General features: G+C 41.0%; 12 protein-coding genes. 11 read left to right on the top strand and 1 reads right to left on the bottom strand.

Annotation, left to right across the window (positions count from 1 at the left end):
* The first annotated feature begins 19 nt into the window (after window positions 1-19).
* From thiO to QF041_RS03750, 11 genes are read left to right on the top strand one after another with little or no spacing between them, the layout of a single operon-like run.
* Window positions 20-1,150 carry a glycine oxidase ThiO gene (gene thiO / locus QF041_RS03800; RefSeq protein ID WP_307412095.1) on the top strand — a complete coding sequence of 377 codons (1,131 nt, stop codon included), beginning with the start codon at window positions 20-22 and terminating at the stop codon, window positions 1,148-1,150.
* Between the two features lie 8 nt (window positions 1,151-1,158).
* Window positions 1,159-3,630, top strand: coding sequence for a lantibiotic dehydratase (locus QF041_RS03795; protein WP_307412092.1), 2,472 nt, complete (start codon window positions 1,159-1,161; stop codon window positions 3,628-3,630).
* Window positions 3,611-6,166, top strand: a complete 2,556-nt coding sequence (locus QF041_RS03790; RefSeq protein ID WP_307412089.1) for a lantibiotic dehydratase — start codon at window positions 3,611-3,613, stop codon at window positions 6,164-6,166. The genes QF041_RS03795 and QF041_RS03790 overlap by 20 nt, the downstream gene beginning before the upstream one ends.
* Window positions 6,147-8,429 carry a lantibiotic dehydratase gene (locus tag QF041_RS03785; RefSeq protein ID WP_307412086.1) on the top strand — a complete coding sequence of 761 codons (2,283 nt, stop codon included), beginning with the start codon at window positions 6,147-6,149 and terminating at the stop codon, window positions 8,427-8,429. Before QF041_RS03790 ends, QF041_RS03785 begins: the two co-directional genes overlap by 20 nt.
* On the top strand, window positions 8,422-10,035 hold the full coding sequence (locus tag QF041_RS03780; RefSeq protein WP_307412083.1) for a tetratricopeptide repeat protein: 1,614 nt from the start codon (window positions 8,422-8,424) through the stop codon (window positions 10,033-10,035). The genes QF041_RS03785 and QF041_RS03780 overlap by 8 nt, the downstream gene beginning before the upstream one ends.
* A gap of 31 nt (window positions 10,036-10,066) precedes the next feature.
* Window positions 10,067-12,604 carry a lantibiotic dehydratase gene (locus tag QF041_RS03775; protein ID WP_307412079.1) on the top strand — a complete coding sequence of 846 codons (2,538 nt, stop codon included), beginning with the start codon at window positions 10,067-10,069 and terminating at the stop codon, window positions 12,602-12,604.
* A complete protein-coding gene (locus QF041_RS03770) occupies window positions 12,564-15,008 on the top strand; it encodes a lantibiotic dehydratase (RefSeq protein ID WP_307412076.1) in 2,445 nt (814 codons plus the stop codon). Before QF041_RS03775 ends, QF041_RS03770 begins: the two co-directional genes overlap by 41 nt.
* Complete coding sequence (locus tag QF041_RS03765; RefSeq protein ID WP_307412073.1) at window positions 14,992-16,911, top strand: hypothetical protein; 1,920 nt, start codon at window positions 14,992-14,994, stop codon at window positions 16,909-16,911. Before QF041_RS03770 ends, QF041_RS03765 begins: the two co-directional genes overlap by 17 nt.
* Window positions 16,880-17,551 (top strand): tetratricopeptide repeat protein, encoded by a 672-nt coding sequence (locus tag QF041_RS03760; RefSeq protein ID WP_307412070.1) that lies wholly within the window; start codon window positions 16,880-16,882, stop codon window positions 17,549-17,551. The genes QF041_RS03765 and QF041_RS03760 overlap by 32 nt, the downstream gene beginning before the upstream one ends.
* Complete coding sequence (locus QF041_RS03755; protein ID WP_307412067.1) at window positions 17,544-18,080, top strand: NADPH-dependent FMN reductase; 537 nt, start codon at window positions 17,544-17,546, stop codon at window positions 18,078-18,080. The genes QF041_RS03760 and QF041_RS03755 overlap by 8 nt, the downstream gene beginning before the upstream one ends.
* Window positions 18,081-18,090: 10 nt before the next feature.
* Complete coding sequence (locus QF041_RS03750; protein ID WP_307412064.1) at window positions 18,091-18,804, top strand: class I SAM-dependent DNA methyltransferase; 714 nt, start codon at window positions 18,091-18,093, stop codon at window positions 18,802-18,804.
* Window positions 18,805-19,048: 244 nt separating this feature from the next.
* Here QF041_RS03750 and QF041_RS03745 read toward each other — a convergent pair whose 3' ends face one another.
* Entirely contained in the window at window positions 19,049-20,047 is a 999-nt protein-coding gene (locus tag QF041_RS03745) for an aldo/keto reductase (protein ID WP_307412060.1), read from the bottom strand.
* Window positions 20,048-20,118 lie beyond the last annotated feature (71 nt).

The raw sequence follows: 20,118 nt of genomic DNA, 5'->3' as shown, positions 1-20,118 counted from the left end.
TTTATGTTAGGAGGAACTTATGAGAGAGAGCTTTGATATATGTGTAATAGGAGGCGGGGTCATTGGCCTGTCTATTGCTATCCATGCAGCGCAAAAGGGAGCCAAAGTAGTCATCGTAGAGAAAGGAAAACTTGGTCAGGAGGCATCAGGAGGTCGTGCTGGCTTATTAACCACGGTCTCAGAAGGATCAAGTGAGGAACATCCTTACTCCAAGTTATCCAGAGAAGCACTCCAATATCTTCTCCATTGGATTCCAGAACTACACAGCAAAACACAGATCAGTAGTGGACTTGTTCAACAGGACTTAATGCGACTTTCAATAAATCAAGAAGAGACCGTGGTTCTCGAAGAGACCTTTCAAATTCAATCCGCAGCTAATTCTAAGACAACTATATTGAGTGCAGAAAAAGCTAGAGAGATTGAGCCTTTGCTGTCTACCCATATTCAAATGGCCGTTCATAGTCCAGGGGAGTACCATTTAGACCCGGTACAATTTTCTCATGCCTTAGCAAAAATGGCGAGGACGTTAGGTGTAGCGATCAAAGAACAGACCGAAGCCGTTCAACTGATTCAACAGAATCAACGTCTGTACGGAATATTAACGAATCACGGGGATCAGATCCGAGCTAAAACTACCGTATTAGCTGCAGGAGCTTGGTCTGGTTTACTCGCAAGATGGGCTAAATTAAAGCTTCCTGTGTATCCTTTGAAAGGACAGATTATGGTTTTAAAACAGGGAGATGTCGATCTGAACGTCATGATTAACACTTCTAAAGGCTATATACTCTCAAAGCCAAATGGCACCATTGTGTTAGGAGCAACCAACGAGAGAGAAAAATTCAACAAAGCCATTACGCCAAAAGGGCTTGAACAATTGCTCCCCTTATTTGACTATGTACCGGAACTTAAACAATGCGAAATACAGGAATTATGGGCTGGCCTTCGTCCTGCTACCTCAGATGGACAACCGATCATCGGTGTTGTTCCTGGATGGGAAGGATTTTATTTAGCGACAGGTCACACTCGACACGGAGTCCTGCTCAGTGGTTTAACGGGACATTTAGTTGCGCAAGAACTGGAAAATAACAAAACTCCCCATCTGCTGAAGGCGTTCTGCTTCGAGCGGTTTGCAGCAGTAGGAATGAGGTGAGATCGACGATGTGGTCCTTTTTATCCGATTATATTGTACGTAGCACTGGATTTCCTCAACATCTGATGGACACGCTTTTATTTTCGGAGACGATAAATAAAATTCAACATACAACCCGGCTTAGAGAGAAATTAGAGAAAGAAAGACAATGGTTTCTCACTACATTTGATGAATGGGTTACTGCAGCACATAACATCTATCCTCAGGGAGATCCTGTGTTTAAAAAGTTATACAAAGTGAAAAAAAGAATGTTGAAAAACGCTCCTTTATTAACATTCGAGTGGCCTCAACATCTGCCTCCGGGGGACACATGGCTTAAAGAATACGAAAGACAAAGAGCAGAACTTGTAATGGAAGAAGAGAACACCTTAAACATTCTGCAAGAAGAGAAAAACAGTAAAACAATTCAGCTACGATCCCTCTTAAGTCAACCTGACATCCAAGAAGCCATCGCTCACTCCAATCCTGAAGTATGGAATTCGCTGCACAGGTATCTTCAAAAAGACACAAATACAATGAAACCTTCCAGAAGGCGATATGAAGAACGAGCTTACATTAGTTACTTACAGCGCTTTTTGTTCAAAAATGATACGACCAGTTTTTTTGGCCCACTGAATTATGGACTGTTCAAAGACCAAAAAGAAAATCTGTGTTTTACAAGAACAGGCCAGATCCCAACTCAGCGACGTACATTTCTTGCGTACTGGGTGGTCCAGTCTCTATCTCATCAGATCAATCGTGAAGAACTGTGGAACGATTACTTCCCACTATCTTTGCATGATAGTTTTTATCTCGACGATACCGGGATTATGCACCCTCAGAGCGGGAAAAAAATAGGAATCAAACCGGAAATCATTAGCATTTTACAGCAGTGTAATGGACAGAAATCAGCGCACGAACTTTTAGGTAACTGTTCAGCTTCTGTAGTAAAACAAATGGAACTTTTGATCCATAAAGGTGTGGTCATTCGAGGGTACAGGTTAACACCATCCACGCATCATTTACTTGAGGACTTGATCCTGTTCGTCGAAAAGTTACCCGAGAGTCCATTAAGAGAAACCTGGCTGTTACATTTAGGACAATTTCAGAGATGGCAATCGGAGTACAGTAACGGGAACGCAGAGAACAAAGTTAGGATCGTTCAAGAAGCAGGGGCACTTTTCAAAAAATTAACAGGCCTGGATCCGTATCACTCATCGGGGGAAAATTACGCGGACCGCAGTTTGTATTGTGAAGAATGTGCAGGTGATGTGACCAGTTTCACTCTATCCCACCGAGCGAAGGACGATTTACAACATCGTTTATCTCCTTTATTAGATTGGGGCTGGACACTAGCGAATAAGAAAAAGAAGCTGGCACAATCTCAAGCTAAACATCTGTTCAAACAACTAATCAACGATTCAGGATCACCACACGTTCCTTTTTTAGTGTTTTTACTTGCTCTACAGCAGCAAAAATTTCAATTAGAGCTACAGGGTGAATCTCCTTCTGAGCACTTGCAAAAGTGGATTACCGAAGAAAACCTGCAACAAAGTAAGGTTATCGAATTAAAGGATGAATGGGTGGAACATGTAATTGAGCTTCCAGAAGCAGAACAATATGTATGTGTCACATCCCCAGATATCATGATTCAAGCCGAAAGTATAGATGAGATTAATCAAGGGAATTTCCAGTGGATTATCGGTGAAGTTCATTGGGGTACACAAGGGATGAGCAATCTGCTGTATTATCATCCTAATCGAGATAAATGGATTAAAGAAGCCACACAGGCGATTGAGAGTTTACCCAACGGAAAGCAAATCGTAAATGTGGTGTTAAAGCAGAGAGCCGGAAAAAACTTCTTTCTAGAAATATTTGAACGAAGTATTACACTCATGGGTCATTCGGGGAAAGACAAAGATAACGTATTGTCGTTTAGTCAACTATACGTGCTAGAAGAGAACGAAGAGCTAGTGATTCGGGATATACATCATGAGCGAATCATTCCACATATGGGAGAACCAGATGATTTGGTATCGCTAGTTTTCTCCGAACCGAACGTCGTGGTGCCCAAATTTAAGCTTCCTGCACATACACCACGTATTCTGTTTCGTGACATCGTCCTGCAACGTGAAACTTGGACAATGTCAACCGAGGAGTGGCATACTGTTTTGGCGGCGGACGAGGATAAGCGGTTTATCGAAGCTTGGATATTAAAGGAGAAGTATCAGCTTCCTGATGAGGTGTTCGTTCGTCTGAAGGGCGAGCTAAAGCCGTTCTACATTCATTTTAAAAATTATTATTTAGTTGATCTACTACTTAAACATCTGGTTCCAGAGGAAAGTGTAACCTTTAGTGAATTACTACCGAACCGAACGTCGAATTGGTTTCAAAATGAGAAGGGAAGTTATTGTTGTGAACTCAGGGGCATTATGGTTCGCCCTCCAATAAAGCAGAACAGTCTTAAGGAGGAACCTCAGCATGCTGTTATCCAATCGTGAGATGAAGTGGACGTTGATGGATAGAATGATCCTTCGTACAACAGGTTTCCCATTTCAGATGGTGGAGAAGCTGAACTCTAAAGCTACAGCGGTTTCATTAGAGCATTGGGAACATATTCAACAGCGCAAAGAAGAGTTGGCTAAAACATATCTTCTAACCATATACGATCGGATGATGAGCTGGGAATGGAGCCAGGTGGGAGAAGAGCAACAGTATAACAAGGTGAAAAAGGCTAGAAGGCACTTCCTTAAGAGAACCCCGATTCCAGAAGAATTGGTACGTTGGTGGTTGTCGAGAGATTATCCAAAGGAATGGCAAGAGATTCCTCTTATGTGGAACGCTTTTTTCCATAAAGAATCAGAGGTTTTGTTAGAGGCAAAGGGAAAATTTGAAAACGAGTTCGGCAAAATAAGAGCAGGAATCATGGAAGTTGCAGCAGATCCCCATTTCCAAGAAGCCGTATATTTTAGCAGCCCATCTGCATTTCAAGCATTAGAACGGCATATGAAATTATGGCAACAATCTGGCGAGGAAGGGCCTGCCCTAAATAAAGAGGTTCGAAAAAATGAATCTTTAATCTTTGGATATTTGCAACGGTTTTGTACGAAAAACGATACCACCAGCTTTTTTGGTCCGATTAATTATGGACGCTTTGATCGAAATAATACCCATTCGCTTGAGATAAAACATACAGAAGGAAGAAAATTGCAAAGAAAAGCCGTTTCCTTTAGTCAGTGGTGCATTCGTGCAATGACTTCCAGAATCAGTAGCGATCCGGCTGTACGGAGACATATAGCCCCTAGGAAAAATCCGTTAGTAACTATTGAAGATAACAGATTGAAATATCATTTTACGGACAAAACAAGGACGCTTCCAGATGTCTATCTCTCTTTGTTACAACATATAGACGGCCAAACAAAGCCCGATGAGTTGTCTCGTTTAACAGAAGTACCGATGGAGAACATAGAGTATATGCTAGGACAACTTAAAAAAATTGAAGTGATTCGTCATGAAATTGAACTTTGTGCAACAAGGGTTCCATTATTAGAAGATTTACAGGGAATCGTAGAGGAATTGCCTCCTGATGCTCGGGATCGTTGGATTTCGTTTGTGAAAGAAGCTGTCACACTGAGAGATCAATTTGAAGCTTCTGATTGGCCTGAAAAAGCCCGTGTTTTTGAAGCAGTAGAACAGTGGTTTGAGTCCTGGCATCCAGATGAGGTTCGGCGTAAAGCCGGCACGCTCTATGGTGATCGGCTAATTCTTACCGAAGATTGCGTTGGCAGTGTAAGCCATTTACAAATAGGCGGTAAGCTTTATGAGCGACTATCTAAACAAAGTGTGCTTGTATTGGAATTTCTAAAGATCCCTGCCGCCTTACGCTGGTTAGATTATCAAGAAGCTGCCCTTGGTATTTTTGACGAATTAAAAGAAGAGAGAAGCTCTATAGCTTATACCGAGATCATTCATAGATTGGATGATCCTGGAGTCCCCTTTGTTTCATCGAGAGTGAAGAAATTTGAAGAAAAAGCAAGCTCTTTACTCACAGAGACATCGGAGGGATATGTTCTTGATGAGCAACAAGTGGCGCAGCTAATTCGAGAATATGAAGATACGATAGATCAAGTATATTCCCATGCACCGTTTAGTTTTCCTAGCCCAGATCTCATGATCGCAGCCCGTTCAATGAAGGACTTGGAAGAGGATACCTATCAGATTGTACTAGGGGAAATTCATGATGACTGGAGCACGATTTATGATGGGGTATTTGGCTTCTATCATCCTGAGAATGAGGCACTGAAAAAAGAGATGCAGGATTTTATCTCTGCTTTCCCGATGTCACATCAAATGTCTAGCGTTGTATCGAACCGAAGACATAAACACATCACTCCAGAGTTACCGGGTTGGACCATTGAGTTGGCCTCAAAATCGATCAAAAGCAGTAGGCAAGTAATTCCTATAGGCGAAGTGAACGTTGTAAAACAAGGAGAACGTTTAACTCTGGATTATCGAGGGAAGGAAATCATCCTGTATCCCGGGGATGTCAGAACCATAGCTCATGGGGCATTCTCTTTACCCAGAATCATTTCGATAGACCTTTTGGATGCGCTTGAACATACACCGTTACCTCGAATTTATATTGGAGAAATGGTATATCAGCGAAAAAAATGGAGGATAAACACACAGGACTATAAAAGCACATCGATCCCCTCTGGATATGAGCTTCTAAAAGAAGGGTACAAGTTCAAGGCTGCTTATCACCTTCCAACGCAGTTCTTTGTCAAATGGTCGAATACTGAAAAGCCAGTATTTGTAGATATCCGGAATTACTGGGCTTTAGATTGGTTGTTTCGTATGATGAAAAATTCGTCTTGTATTGAGATCAGCGAATTTTTACCCGGAGCAGAACAGCTATTTTGGGAAGGTGAACATGGTAAGCAAACCTGTGAATTCAGAATGGGATTTACTTACTCCCATCAACCATTACCAACAAAGTTAGAGGGTGTGTTAGCTAATGAATCTGTTAACAGATAATTCTAAAAATACTTCTCTGCGTGAGCATAGTCATTCCGGTGGTTGGCAGTGGTTCGAACATTTTGTTCTGAGAAGCACAGGTTTCCCCTTTGAATGGTTGGCTGATTTAAGGATGGAGCAAACCTTATTTCTGTTGAGCCAAGATTCAGAGGAAGAGCGATTACAAGCGGTCTTTGAAAAAGAACTCGCTGAAAAAAGATCCAAACTTAGAGACATGTTTGATACGGAAGACTTTCGGCAGGCTATTTTTATATCGAATCCGGACATGTATCCGCATATTGATCGATATATGCATCACTTTTCAACTTCCCAAAGACCTTCCAAGGTGAAAAGGATCGAAAAAAAACTGTTCACTTATCTTCAGCGATTTTGCGCTAAAAATGAATCGGCTAGCTTTTTTGGTCCACTGAATTATGGAAAGGTAAATCGTGAAGAACCTCGCTACTGGACTGGAGAATGGGATCAGAATAGCTATTTACAAGATAGAGAGTCCTTTATATCCTATTGGGCTGTTAAGGAACTCATGAAAGCCGCGGGGGCTGAGAAGGAACTTAGTCCCTATGTCCCGTTGCACATCTCTGCTTGGACCATTTTAGAGGAAGAACACATTTTAACCTCATCAGAGAATCGAATCAAACTACCCGAACGGTTAATGTCTATTCTGCACTACATTCAGCAGTATTCACCATGTCTTGCGCAAGTAATCGAGGCTCATATCGATATTTCACCTGCACAAATTGAAAACTGGATCAATCAACTGGTTTCAAAAGGTATTTTACGTAAGGAATGGGTAATTCCATCCTCATTGGTTCATCCACTATCTGTTTTTTTAGAACAGATTCGATCACTGCCAGATCATAAAGTAAAAGAAAAATGGTGCCGTGAATTGGAGGAGCTATCTAAGATTACGGAGCGCTTGGCCGAACAAAAAATAACGTCAAAGATTGAACTCGTCATAAAACTTGAAGAAAAATTTGAGCAGCTGACTGGCAAGCCAAGCCGACGCGGCAAAGCATCTTTGTATGCAGACCGGTTTGTTTATTATGAAGACGCCCACGGGCATATTAAACAATTTACTTTAGGAGAACCCTTTATTCAAGATTTAGAATCCAAACTCTCTGGTGCTCTGAATCTCAGCGCAGCATATGGAGAAGAAGTATGGAACCACTATCAACTGCTTGGAAAAAATGTTTTCGAAAAAATGCAAACTGTACATCGTCAAGAAATTCCTTTTTCCAAATTTATAGAGCAATTAAGAGAACACTATCCAGATATACCAACTCTGCCGTCATTTTCGTTTACGCAACAGCTAGAAGAAATGGTTGAAGAGAACGGATCAGAATTGAAGAAAGTTGAGATTTCTTCCAAACTGTTGCCAATACAACACTCCAATCGTTCGTTATATGCTTTACCGGATTTGTTCCTGCAGGCCAGTAGTATTGAAGATTTACAAACGGGCAACGTAGAAATCATTCTGGCCAAGCTGCATCATCATTTATTGATCAATAACTGGATGACTCATTTTTATCAAGACAAAGAAAGTCTTGAGACGGAGCTGATCCAACTATTAAGAAAGGTCGATCTGGCTGATGGGACTACGCTGGCCGGAATCGAAGTGATGAGAAGAAATAAAGCCTTTTATGACTATCCATCCAAAGTCGTTGAAATTGCGGAGAAGCCTGCACAGGGTAAGGAATCCATCAAATTGTCCGAATTGGTTGTAACAAAGAATGATGAGGAAAACCTTGTGCTTCTGAGAAAAGGCACTTTGGAACAAATCGAGCTCTATGTTCCCCTAGCTGACCAAGTATTTTATTTGCCTTTTGCCATGTTTAGTAAACCGATGCTGCTCCATGTTCCTATATCTACAGGAAAACATACGCCTAGAATTGTTATCGATGGTGTTGTATATCAAAGGGAGCGTTGGAGCTTTGAAGCAGCCCCCTTACATCTAGCATTTAAAGGCTTGCATAGCGTTGAGTTGATGAAAAAGGTAGAGGAATGGAGAACAAGTGAGGGGCTTCCGGACATCATTTATATGAAAGGATCTGAGGTTAGAAAACCCTATTGGATTGATTTCAAAAATTATTTTTCCCTTGAACTCATGCAACAAATTGTAATGGAAAATGCAAATGTGATGATAGAAGAGATGCTTCCCGATCCTGATCATCTGTGGTTAAGCTCTACCAAAGGAAGACATTCTTGTGAGCTCAGAATGGGCGTTTACAAAATTGGAACAAAGGAGGTGGAAGGCCATGCATAAGGAACCTTCCGCCCTTGTTACACATGATGAAATCAGGCTTGGTATTTCCTTTGAAGACAAACTATTCCATTCATTTTACGGGTTAAAGGAATGCTGGTGGCAGCTTCAAGATGTTATTGAGAGACATTATCCAGAGTTAAAGCAACAATTTTCAGCTGAGTTACAATTTTTGTTCCCGGAGACATCTTTAAATAAGCATACAGAACCCTTAGAAGCGCTGGCTGCAGGTTCTTCCGAAAGAAGATTATCCAAAGAATCTGAACAGATCTTTCGCCTAGTTTGGGGCATATCCAAGTTAATTCAGCTTGTGAGTTATCATAGACCTCTTCAAATCCTTTTTTATAACGTAGCCGAGGCAGACAGGGTGAGCCTTCAATTTATCAGTTATCTCTCTTCTCAGAAGGGAAATATAGATCTGCAGGTACACGTTGGCGAGGTTCCAACAAGCTGGGATGAAGAATGCAAACTTTTGCGCGATGAACTTCTACAGATGTGGAAGAAGAACCTTCATAAGACCGAAGAAAATGAAGAGAGAAAGAAGCCGGTGAACAAAAACCGGTCATTGTCCTCTGATGAGAAAACTGCATTATCGTGGTTTCAAAATAGGGAATCCATGCACGCATACGATATGGAGGAAATCATCCAACGGTTTGTTATGGGCGGGAATTATGAGGCTGCTCTAACATTGATTCAAGGAGGAATCCATACGGTTTTCGATAAGGAACGACTAGCAACCTTATGGATGAAAAAAGGACTAGTATATGCCTTCTGCGGAAACTACAGCAAAGCAATAGTTTGTTATAAGCATCTATTTTCACTTTCAACGAGTCCTCAAAAGCGAACTTCAACCTGTATGTACCTGGCTCTGCTCTCTAGCAAGCGACTAGATCAGGAAGATGAGGCTCAGTCTTGGATTGAAAAAGGGCTGCAAGAAGCCGTAATGTTGGAAGGGAAAGAAGCAGATATTGAAAAAGGTTGGCTTTATAATGTTCGGGCTTTGTCTGCTTTCCGGGAGAAGAACTACCGTGAGGCGTTACAATACAGTCAAGCTGCCCTAAAACGAATTATGAATCATCAGGCTGGAGATGCACTTCATTTAAAAATTAATGTCATTTCCAATTTGAGCGTGCTTTTTGAAAAGATGGGTTTGAGCGAAAAAGCGCTGACAACCTGGCAAAAATTCGAACAATTTATAACACGCGGCACGACTGCAGCATTTAGCAAAACCTATTACTTCCGCTTGGGAGCACTTCAAGTAGCTAGCGGCCAACAAAAAGAGGGTATTGCTTATATCACGCAAGCTTATGAGATTGCCAAAAGAATTGATGACGTTTTTCATGCCGCCTTTATCGCACAAGAGCTAGCCATTTATGCATACAATGACGATGATTTTGCCCAAACTGTGCACTGGCTGGAACATTCGGCTTCTATGGCTTTAGAGTTTGGTGATGAGGCCTTTGCTTCTCTTCAGGAGAGAAGAACCAAGTTAGTCCAACAAAATGAATCCATGATAATGAAGCAAGAATTGGATCTGGGTTCACCGATCACGAAAATCGGCCGTCCCTTTTATCCGATCCATATTCCTAATCCGTTAATCCAACAGTAATTAGAATATGATGTTTGGAGGTATGAACAGGATGGATATCAAAAAGAGTGTGGACTGGACGTTTGTATCCAAACTTGTCGTCAGAAAAACGGGGTTCCCTTTTGAAACACTAGAGCAGCTCCACTGGAACGAAACCATTCAGCAGCTATCTGAGATCACTACCTTAGAGAAGGACAAGCAATCTCTCACGGAACATTTATTGCATGACATCATTCCTCAGACTGTCAACCTGCATGCAGAACAGAATCAGAAATCGATTTTACACGTATTATCCCGAGTTCGAAAATATCTAGCTAAACATACGATACGAACACGTGAATTAGAGGAAGTGAACCAATTCTTTACTATGGATCATCCTTTGCGTAAAGGTTTGCAGCAATGGCTTGATATGGATCTGCATATCCAAGAAAACATGAGACGGACTGAGGCAATATTTTATGAAGAACTCAAAATGAAAAGGCGACAACTTCAAGAGATATTCAAAGATCCTTATCTGGCGGAGGCTGTTTATATTTCTAATCCGGATGTATTTAATATATCCTATTCCCGTTTTATATCGCATCAGGAGTATGAGAGCCGCCCTTCAAAAATCAGAACACTGGAAATGCGTTTTTACTCCTATTTGCAGCGTTTTTGTTCAAAAAATGATACGGCCAGTTTTTTTGGGCCAATGAATTATGCAGAATGGGATATGGATTTGGACAAGTCCATGCATTTTGAAGCTAAGTCGGGTAAATTTGAAGAACGTGTCATCCATTATTCCTTCTGGATGGTTAAAGAGCTTGCCAAACGTATAGCCGAAGAGCAGGAGATCAGCAACTTTCTGATCCCTAGACTGCACCCGATGTGTGCACTGCAACAAAATAAACTGTTCTTTTTACACCTGAATAAAGAAATTTCACTTCCCAATAAATACGATGCGATCGTACAGGAAATATCGAGTGAAGAGCTAAATCTTCATCAATTGTCAGAAAAATTGGATCTGAGTATTTCTGAACTTCGTCGGTACATTAAACAACTGGCCGATAAAAATATAGTTCTATTTGAAATCGAAATCCCTTCCACTATTTTTGATCCATTTAGCTATTTGCACTCGTGGTTAGAGGAGCTTCCGTTAAACGAAGGGAGGAAGAGAACCTGGCTTGAGATTTTGGAACAGTTTAAACAATTGAAAGAAGAGGCATTGGCAAAAGATTTAAACCATCGGCAAGATGTCACCCGGCGCATGGAACAATTATTTGAAGAAGTTACTCATTCGTCTGCACGGCGAAGCCAAGGGCAAATGTATGCGGATCGAACGTTATACTACGAGGAATGTAAGGGAACCATTGATAAACTTTCTTTTGGCAAGACTTTCTATGATGATTTTATGAAAAAGCTCAAACCGGTTCTCGATCTAAGCGCCGCCTTCGGCGATGTCATGAGAGATTATTATCAAACCATTGCACATCGTATCTTTGAGCATATAAAGGACCATCGAAACCATATTCCATATTCAGAATTTATATATAAATCCCAGACCTTATTAGCTGAAGCAAAGGTTGACCTTTCTTTTCCTGCATTAACTCAATTTAATGAGCTACTGGATGAGTTGGTTCAGAAGCGTCAGGAAGGTTCAATCGCCCATATAACCTCTGAGGATGTCGAGCAATTTAATCGCTTCAGGAAATATGAGGAGTGTCATACTTCTCCAGATGTGATGTTTTCAGCTAAGGATATAGATGCACTATCGAGAGGGGATTACCAAGTCATATTGGGTGAGGTTCACCAATTTATTGCGATGTGGGGCTCACAACTTCTCTTTGATGCTAGAAGAGAGCAGGTGAATGAGGAGATTAATGACATGCTCTCCGATATGCCCATGTACCAAAATCTCTCTGTCATATTGAATACAAGAAGGCACAAAGGGCTTATCCATGAAACTTTCCCGGGTACGATTATCAAACTATTTGGCACACCTTCAACAAGAGCGCAAGGCGTGGTGTCGATTCGTGATTTATATGTGACGTATGAAAATCAGGAAGTGAAATTAATAGATCAAGATAAAAGACAGCACTACTTATACAATAGCGGAGACGAGAACATTCATCTATGGGCTTTTGCTCCCTCGCGTGTGAGTTCACCGGTTATTCGCACTTCCGAACATACGCCAAGGATTGAAATTAACGGTGTCATTTTTCAGCGCGAACGTTGGGAGCTTGGAGACGAACAATTAGAAGGCTTACGTAACGGAAAAAATTTGTTTGAGATTTTTATTGAAATGCAGCGTCTCCGGGATAAATATCAGCTTCCGCGATATGTATTTTTCAAGGTGAACTCGGAGAAAAAGCCGTTTTTCTTTGATTTTGAAAATTGCTTCGCGATCGAATTGCTCCATAGTTTACTTAAAAAAAATGAAACTGTTACTTTTATTGAAATGGAGCCCTCACCCGATCATTTGTGGCTTAAGGATGAGGAGGGCAAGTACTGTTTCGAAATGAGGGGAACTGTTTTTCAAAAAGGGGCATCCGCATCAGAACGATTAGGAGGTGGGCGATATCGGGACTCCAAAGTGGGAGCACTTTCCTGAGTTTATTCTACGCTCTACCGGATTTCCAGCGGAATGGATTGAAAGACTTCGTTTTGAGAAGACGGTTAAAACGTTTCATCAACGATATGAGATTGAGAGAAATATAGAGCAGCGTATCACTCATATGAAGGAATTAGAACGAGTTAACTGCATCTCAGACGCTGCACTTCCTTTTTGGAAAAAAGCACGTAAAACGATTGCCAAAAGAAAACCAATAAATTCAGAACTCATTTCGAGCCTGGAGACTGAGGGATTAGACACAAACGTATTACATGAATTAAAGCATTATCAAATGAACGTAGAACGTTTGGAATTCATCCGTGAAGCAAGTGCTCAAGTATTCAGAGAGGAGCTCGCTTTAAAACAACGTGAACTACAGGATATCTATAAGGACGTGCGATTACAAGAAGCTGTTTTTCAACAAAGTCCATCCATGTATAAGAATGCATTACTTCCCTATTTGCAGAATGCTTTAGTGAAAAGAAATGCAGATGTTAAGCGAACAGAGAGGCAATTAATCTCCTATCTTCAGAGGTTTTGCACGAAGAATGAAACCACAAGTTATTTTGGTCCTATTCAATACGGCAGATTAGGAGAGATAAACAAAGATGTGAAATATAAAGTTTTGGATCAAGAAAGGGAACGTAGAGCTTTTCTACCGTACTGGGCAGTTTCCAGTTTAATAAATGTATTAAAAATCAAAAAAGAGCTCAGACCCTATTGTAGTGTGAAATTATCTTACCTGCTCAAGAAAGAGGGCTCCACACTTTATTTTCCTCATTCAGGGAAACGAATTGTACTTCAGGAGCGTTATCACCCCTTAGTTGAGGGGTTGTCTCATGATTTTCAAACCATATCCGAGCTGGCAAATCATTTAAATTGGACGATTGAAGAAACAGAACCATTGCTGTCTAGGCTCGAGAGCAAAAAGTTGGTTGATATTGAAATACCAATTCCCGTCACCGAACCGGATGCCTTACGAAGTCTAAGAGAGTGGATCAATAACCCAACCTTACCTCCTCACCCGGACGTGATCTTATGGAGACAAAGGATCAATTGGCTATGGGACTTAAAAAGTTCATATCCCTCTTTGATGTTGGAAGACAAAATACATGAATTAACACGACTTGAGACGTCTTTCATGGAATGGACAGGGGAAAATCCTAGAAGAAGTGGTGGAGCTATATATGCTGACCGCACTCTTCTATATGAGGAGTGCCATGGTCCATTAGACGAGGTTCAGATTGGTGGGAGCATTGCAGGTGTGATCCGAGAAAGTGTGCCTAAATGGCTAAACCTCTGCGCTAAACATGGACAAGAAAAGGATGAAATGCAGCAAAGGCTTGCGAAAGAGATATTCACCACCTTGTATCCGTCAACACAAGAGGTGCCCTACCTGAAATTTATATATGATGTCACACAGCATCCTGAAGCCCAGCACTGGGAAAATCGATGGCGTAACATACGAACGGATATAGAGCAACAAGTGGAAGCCTTTGTGAAAAAAAGCGATGAATTTATTGTTGCTCTTCCCGATGATACATCCTGCGAGTTTGATCCAGACCTCGGCTGGATTAACTCTCCCGATCTTATGCTAGCCAAAAGGAACGATGGCACTTATCAAGTTATCCTTGGGGAAATTCACGATACCGTTATGCTATGGGGATGGGCATTGCAATTTCATCGTGATGAAGAACATCTTACAGCACAAATAAAAGAGAAAATCAAAAACAGTACAACAAATCAACAAATGTTGAATTTACTATCCAATAAAAGGTTTAAAATTGTTCCCTTCGAGTATCCTGGCATAACCGCACAAATGAGCAGTATATCGAATAGTTCAAACCAAAAGATCTCCCTGGCTCATGCGATGGTCCAGTGTTTGGAGGATGGCGTTGTTTTATCCCTACCTGATGATGATGGAGTTTATCGTACTTACAACGGTGAGCTTCATACCATGGTGCATTCTTTCTTTTCTTTACCTAAGGCGGTGCCTTTTGTTGTCAATACAGGCGCATTTACGCCAAGACTGATGATGGGGGATGTGGTCGTGCAAAGAGCTACATGGCGGATCACAAAAGAGACCTTCTGGAATGGAGTATATCCAGGCTCTTCCATCGAGCTTTTTTATGATGCATTCAAATATCACGTGGAAAACAGACTTCCCAACGAAGCATTCGTTAAAATAGCCAATCAACCGAAACCCTTTTATATTCATTTTGATAACTACTTTCTTCTTGAGATGTGGAATGCTTTTGGGACTGAAGAGGAATGTACTTTAAGTGAAATGTTACCTGGTCTGAGCGAGACATGGCTGACTAAAGGTAATAAGCAACGCCACACGGCCGAATTGAGATTAAGCTACTTTGTTGAAAGGGGAAATGGACATGACTCTTCCGATTAAAGTAATCTATCCACCTTTAAAAGATCCCTCCGAGATTCCTTTTCTGTTAACGTCCTGTATCTCTTCTGTACGAGCTTCTCATATGGAGATTGAATTAGTCGATGCAAATCTTCTGTTTTGGAACCATATGTTAGACTCGCATGCTGTAACAAAACGATACCAACATCTTGAAAATGAATGGAACAGCTTGCATACTCAAAACGAAATTCAAGCAAAGGATCAAGAGTATGTGAGAGGCCTGCTTAGAGCCTTTTTGAGAAGGGAAAGCGTAGAGAAGAATCTTCAAGAAGCTATTCAAACGATGAAGACGAAATGCGATGTGCGTGAACGAGAAGAGGCAAGGAATCTTATCCGTTATGCAATAGAGCTATTTCAACTCCCTTTTCTTCCTACTCAATTAGCAATGAATGATGTTAATTTACTGTATTCCACCGAGAGTACAGAACAACTGGAGAAGAGTGTCCAGGACAACAAAACGAATCCGTTTAAACCCTTCTTGGAATCGATAGTAGAACATGAAGAGAGGGAATGGGTCATATGGATTGAATCAGATCAACAATTAGTTCCGGCCTATACATTAACTGATTTTATACGTGAGAAGAATAAAGATGCGCGTATTTCATGGGCAGGTCCGTTCTTTTCAGATTTTGGTAAAAACCTAGTAAACCATCCTCCTATGAACATAAACCAAGTTATAGCTGTTAGACATCCACAAGATTTCATTCAGCATAGGAGCTCCAAGCAAACCATCAGCTGGGGATTCGGAGAGTTAGAAGCAGATCAATATTGGACTCCCTATCTAGATATTCGGGTGCAGAAGAACTGGATGCACGAAGATTCACTTTTTTCTTGGTTATCCGACAGCAAGCACATCGAGAATAAACGTCTTTACTTGTACGAACCTACCACCGTAGAAGAAGCCCTATATTTTGGAGAATGCTTGGAAAAATTTCATATTAAAGCCCCTTGGGGGATATATTTAAAGTTTGATCAATCCTTGAATGAGGATGAGGTGAGATGGCTTAAGAGTAGGGGGCTGACATGGGTTCACTGGGAGTTGAAAGGTTGGCTCGTTAGAGATCATGTTGATCAGATCAAGCAGAAGATGCTTCAATCCTGGAGCGCATGTAGGTCGGAACAAATACCGTTGTACCATTCCCTCGTCCTGGGTTATCCGCTCACTTCTCCGGAAGGGTTTACGGAGTTCATATCTTTTTTAAAAGAGCATTCGGAATGCACAACTCGTTATATTCGTTTTAGAATTTTCCGCCTTTATGAAGGAAGCCACTTTTGGAACGAATCTAAAGACTATGGAATTGAATGGATAGCTGAGAAAAACCCAGAGAAAGACATTCAACGTAGTTATCATTTCCGCACTGAAACGGGTTGGGACAGTGAACGTTTTCTTCCCTTTGCCTCTTCGCTCGTGGGTGAGCTTCAGCAAAAGGAAAGATACGACTTTCCTCGTGATGTGCTGGCTGTTGATGATACGGAACTTTTCATTGAGGCACCTAGGTTGGTAGATTCAGAAGCTGAACCTGTACTGAAGGAAGATTTGCAATTGTCGCTTTCTCCTTCATGTAAAATGTACACTTTGCCTTACTCACTATCTGAATTAGAAAAGAATATGCACCCCACCGTTCCAGGCCAAGAAAAAGAGTACCCGTTCGAAGTTATTCTAAGAAAAGACACACGTGTCTTATATGACTGTAAAAAAGATAGCTGTATGGTAATCTCTCCTGCCATTGGAGCAGTTCTGGCACAATGCAAAAATTCAATCACTTTACGTGATTTGCTGAAAAAGTTTCCAGAAAAGCAGGAGGCCTCCGTACGAAAGTTGCTACTCAAGTTATATACGGGGGGAATATTAGTTGAAGAAACTGGAGCAACAATCTCCTCATAACGGATTCCAGGCGAGATTTTATATCTCAACTTTCTTTTGGCGCTTTATTTATCTTTTGAGAAGAGATGCCAGCTCCCTATATCATCTTGGAAATGTATATTTTGCTCATGGACATCAAATAAAAGCAATGCAATTGTGGAACAACGCAGTTGTAAAGGATCAGAGTCATTCGAAGGCCTGGCATAATTTAGTACAAGCAGCAGTTTCGAAAGAAGAATGGACACTAGCAGCCACTGGTTTGTCAGCTCTTTGCCGAATGCACCCTGATCATTTAGAATACGCCACTCTCTTTTCACAAATTCTTAAAAAGCAAAATAGAAGGAATGATCTTAAGGAGCTGTATCTAAATTATGTTGATAGCGTTCATAAAAAATGGGCAACAACAGAACTTGCGCTGCTTTACATCCGTACACATCAAGAAAAAGAAGCATGCACCTTGCTTACTTCATATGTAAAAGATCATCCCCAGGATGCATATGGCTGGCGATTGCTCGGTATGAGTCATATGAAGGTGAAAAACTATCCGTTGGCTTTGGAAGCCTTACAAGAATCTTATCGCTTGCATGCCGACAACGAAGTGAAGTCCTGGATCGTACGGATAAAACTTGTGGAGAAGAAAGAGGGGGAGCGAAGTGGCTAAAATTGTTCTAATTAATGGAAGTATGAATCCCAACTCCTTAGGTAAAAAACTATTAAATATGGCAAGTAGAATGCTGGAGAAGAAAGGGCACGATACAGAGATCATTTGTGTATGTGATACCAATTTTCCGTTGTACAGTCCGGTAGCACCCCTAACAGAAGAAATGATCACGGTTTCGGAAAAAATAAAGTCAGCTGATGCATTTCTTATTTCTTCTCCGGAGTATCATGGTGGGTACTCTGGAGCACTCAAAAACTTACTCGACTACCAAGATGGATCAGGATTTAAAAATAAAACGATTGCACTGATGTCAACTTCAGGTGGAATGAAGTCAGGCATTAATACGCTTAACTCGATGCGCTTGATATTTCGGTCATTACACGCCCATGTTATCCCTCAACAAGTCTCTGTGTGTGAGAAAGAGTTATTAGAGAATAACGAATTTAGTGAAGAAGCTCAATCACAGTTTAAAAGTGTTCTCTTAGGTTTGTTGCAAGAGGTTTCGTATCGATTCCAAAATAGATCGTGAGTGTGATGAAATGGAAACGTATGGTAATGTTTTTGCCGGATTATATAATAAAAAATGGTCTAATTTTGCCCTGCAAGCAGCACCAAGAATTCTAAAATACTATGAACAGCAGGACATTAGCCGTAATAACAACCATGTTCTTGACTTATGTTGTGGAACAGGACACCTGGCTCATTATTTCCTAAAAAAAGAATATAAAGTGACGGGGATCGATCTGTCTTCGGGGATGTTGAATTACGCGAACCGCAACAATTCGAAGTATGTAGAGACGGGACAGGCTAGATTTGTACAAGGCGATGCAACGGATTTTACTTTGGAAGAGAAATTGGGTCTGGTTGTTTCAACATTCGATGCCCTTAACCATTTACCTGATATTGAAGCCTTAAAAAGATGTTTTCGTGCGGTTTATAACGTGACGGATGATCATGGGATCTTTATTTTTGATTTAAATACGAATAAAGGTCTTCAAGGATGGACGAATATCGTAATTGAAGACAATGAGGAATCGATGATTGTATCTAGAAGCTTCTATGATGAGATGAATTCAAGAGCCGTTACTCATATGACGGGTTTCTCGAAAAAACCAAATGGGTATTATGAAAGATTCGTACATTCGATAGTTAATACCTGTTTTAGATTAGATGCAGTGAAGGCCTCTCTTTTAGAAGTAGGATGGAAAAAAAATCCGCTTTTCCAAATTGAAGGATTTATCAGCTTCGATTGATAACCCGGAAGGGGAGGATCGTGTCTTTATTGTTGTAGAAAAGAACTGAGATCGGGACTGTGTATCATGGATGGTCAATTGCTGACAGATTAAACATCCCATTGACGTGGAATAATTATGGTGTTATTAACCTCGAATACTTGATTTTTCGAAATGTTGAATAAAAAATGATAAAAAAACAGCTAACTATGACTATGTCCTTAGTTAGCTGTTTTTTATTCATCTTTTTAATTTTCTATAAAAGTTATGAATCTCTTGTGAAATTCTCCATCATTCCAGCTGGATACCGGCTACCGGCTGATCCGTGTGGAAGGATCTCTATAATACGTTGAAGATCAGCTTCTGTAAGTTTAACGTTAGCAGCAGCAACGTTTTGCTCAACCCGCTTAGCACTTCGTGTACCCGGGATCGGAACGATATCTTCTCCCTGGGCGAGAAGCCAAGCTAGTGCCAATTCGGCTACAGAAATACCTTTCTTAGAAGCCAGTTCATTAAGTTGTTCCGTTGCTCGTAAATTGTAGATATAATTTTCGCCTTGCCAGCGCTCGTCGTAACGGCGCATATCGTCTTGCGCGTATTCTTGGGCTGGTTTAACAGCACCTGTCAGGAACCCTCTGCCTAAAGGAGCGTACGGCACTAAACCTATACCGAGTTCATTCAATGTCTTTCGTATATTGTTGTCCTCAATCTCGCGTTCGAATATCGAGTATTCAGTCTGAAGCATAGAGACCGGGGTAACCGCGTGAGCTTTACGAATTGTGTTTGAACCGGTGTTGCTCAAACCGAAATATTTAACTTTGCCTTCTTTGATAAGGTCTCCGACGACCCCTGCTACTTCTTCGATAGGAACATCGGGATCTGGGATATGCTGATAGAACACATCAATGTAATCAGTCTGCAGATAGCGAAGACTGTTCTCAGCTACCTTACGAATATTTTCTGGCCGGCTGTTAAAACGTGTTCCAATCTGCTCGGCTGTCATATCAAAGCCAAATTTGGTGGCAAGTACTACCTTGTCACGAAAATCCTTTACAGCTTTACCCAGCAACTGTTCATTGTGACCATTTCCATATCCATATAATTCTGCCGTATCAAAAAAGTTAACTCCAAGCTCATAAGCTCGACGAATAGTTGCTATTGCTTCATCTTCATTTGAAGGACCGTATGCCATTGTCATCCCCATCGTACCCAAACCAATAGAAGAGACTTTTAAACCTTGTTGACCAAGACTTCGGGTTTGCATTTTTGTTCCTCCTTAAATAAAGGTATCCAATCTTAACTCGTTCAATATGAATTTTCATCACTCTTATTCAT

It is taken from the genome of Paenibacillus sp. W2I17, from assembly GCF_030815985.1.
GTDB lineage: Bacteria > Bacillota > Bacilli > Paenibacillales > Paenibacillaceae > Paenibacillus.
Note: the sequence above shows the minus strand (reverse complement) of the source record. Positions and strands in the feature narration are given on the sequence as shown.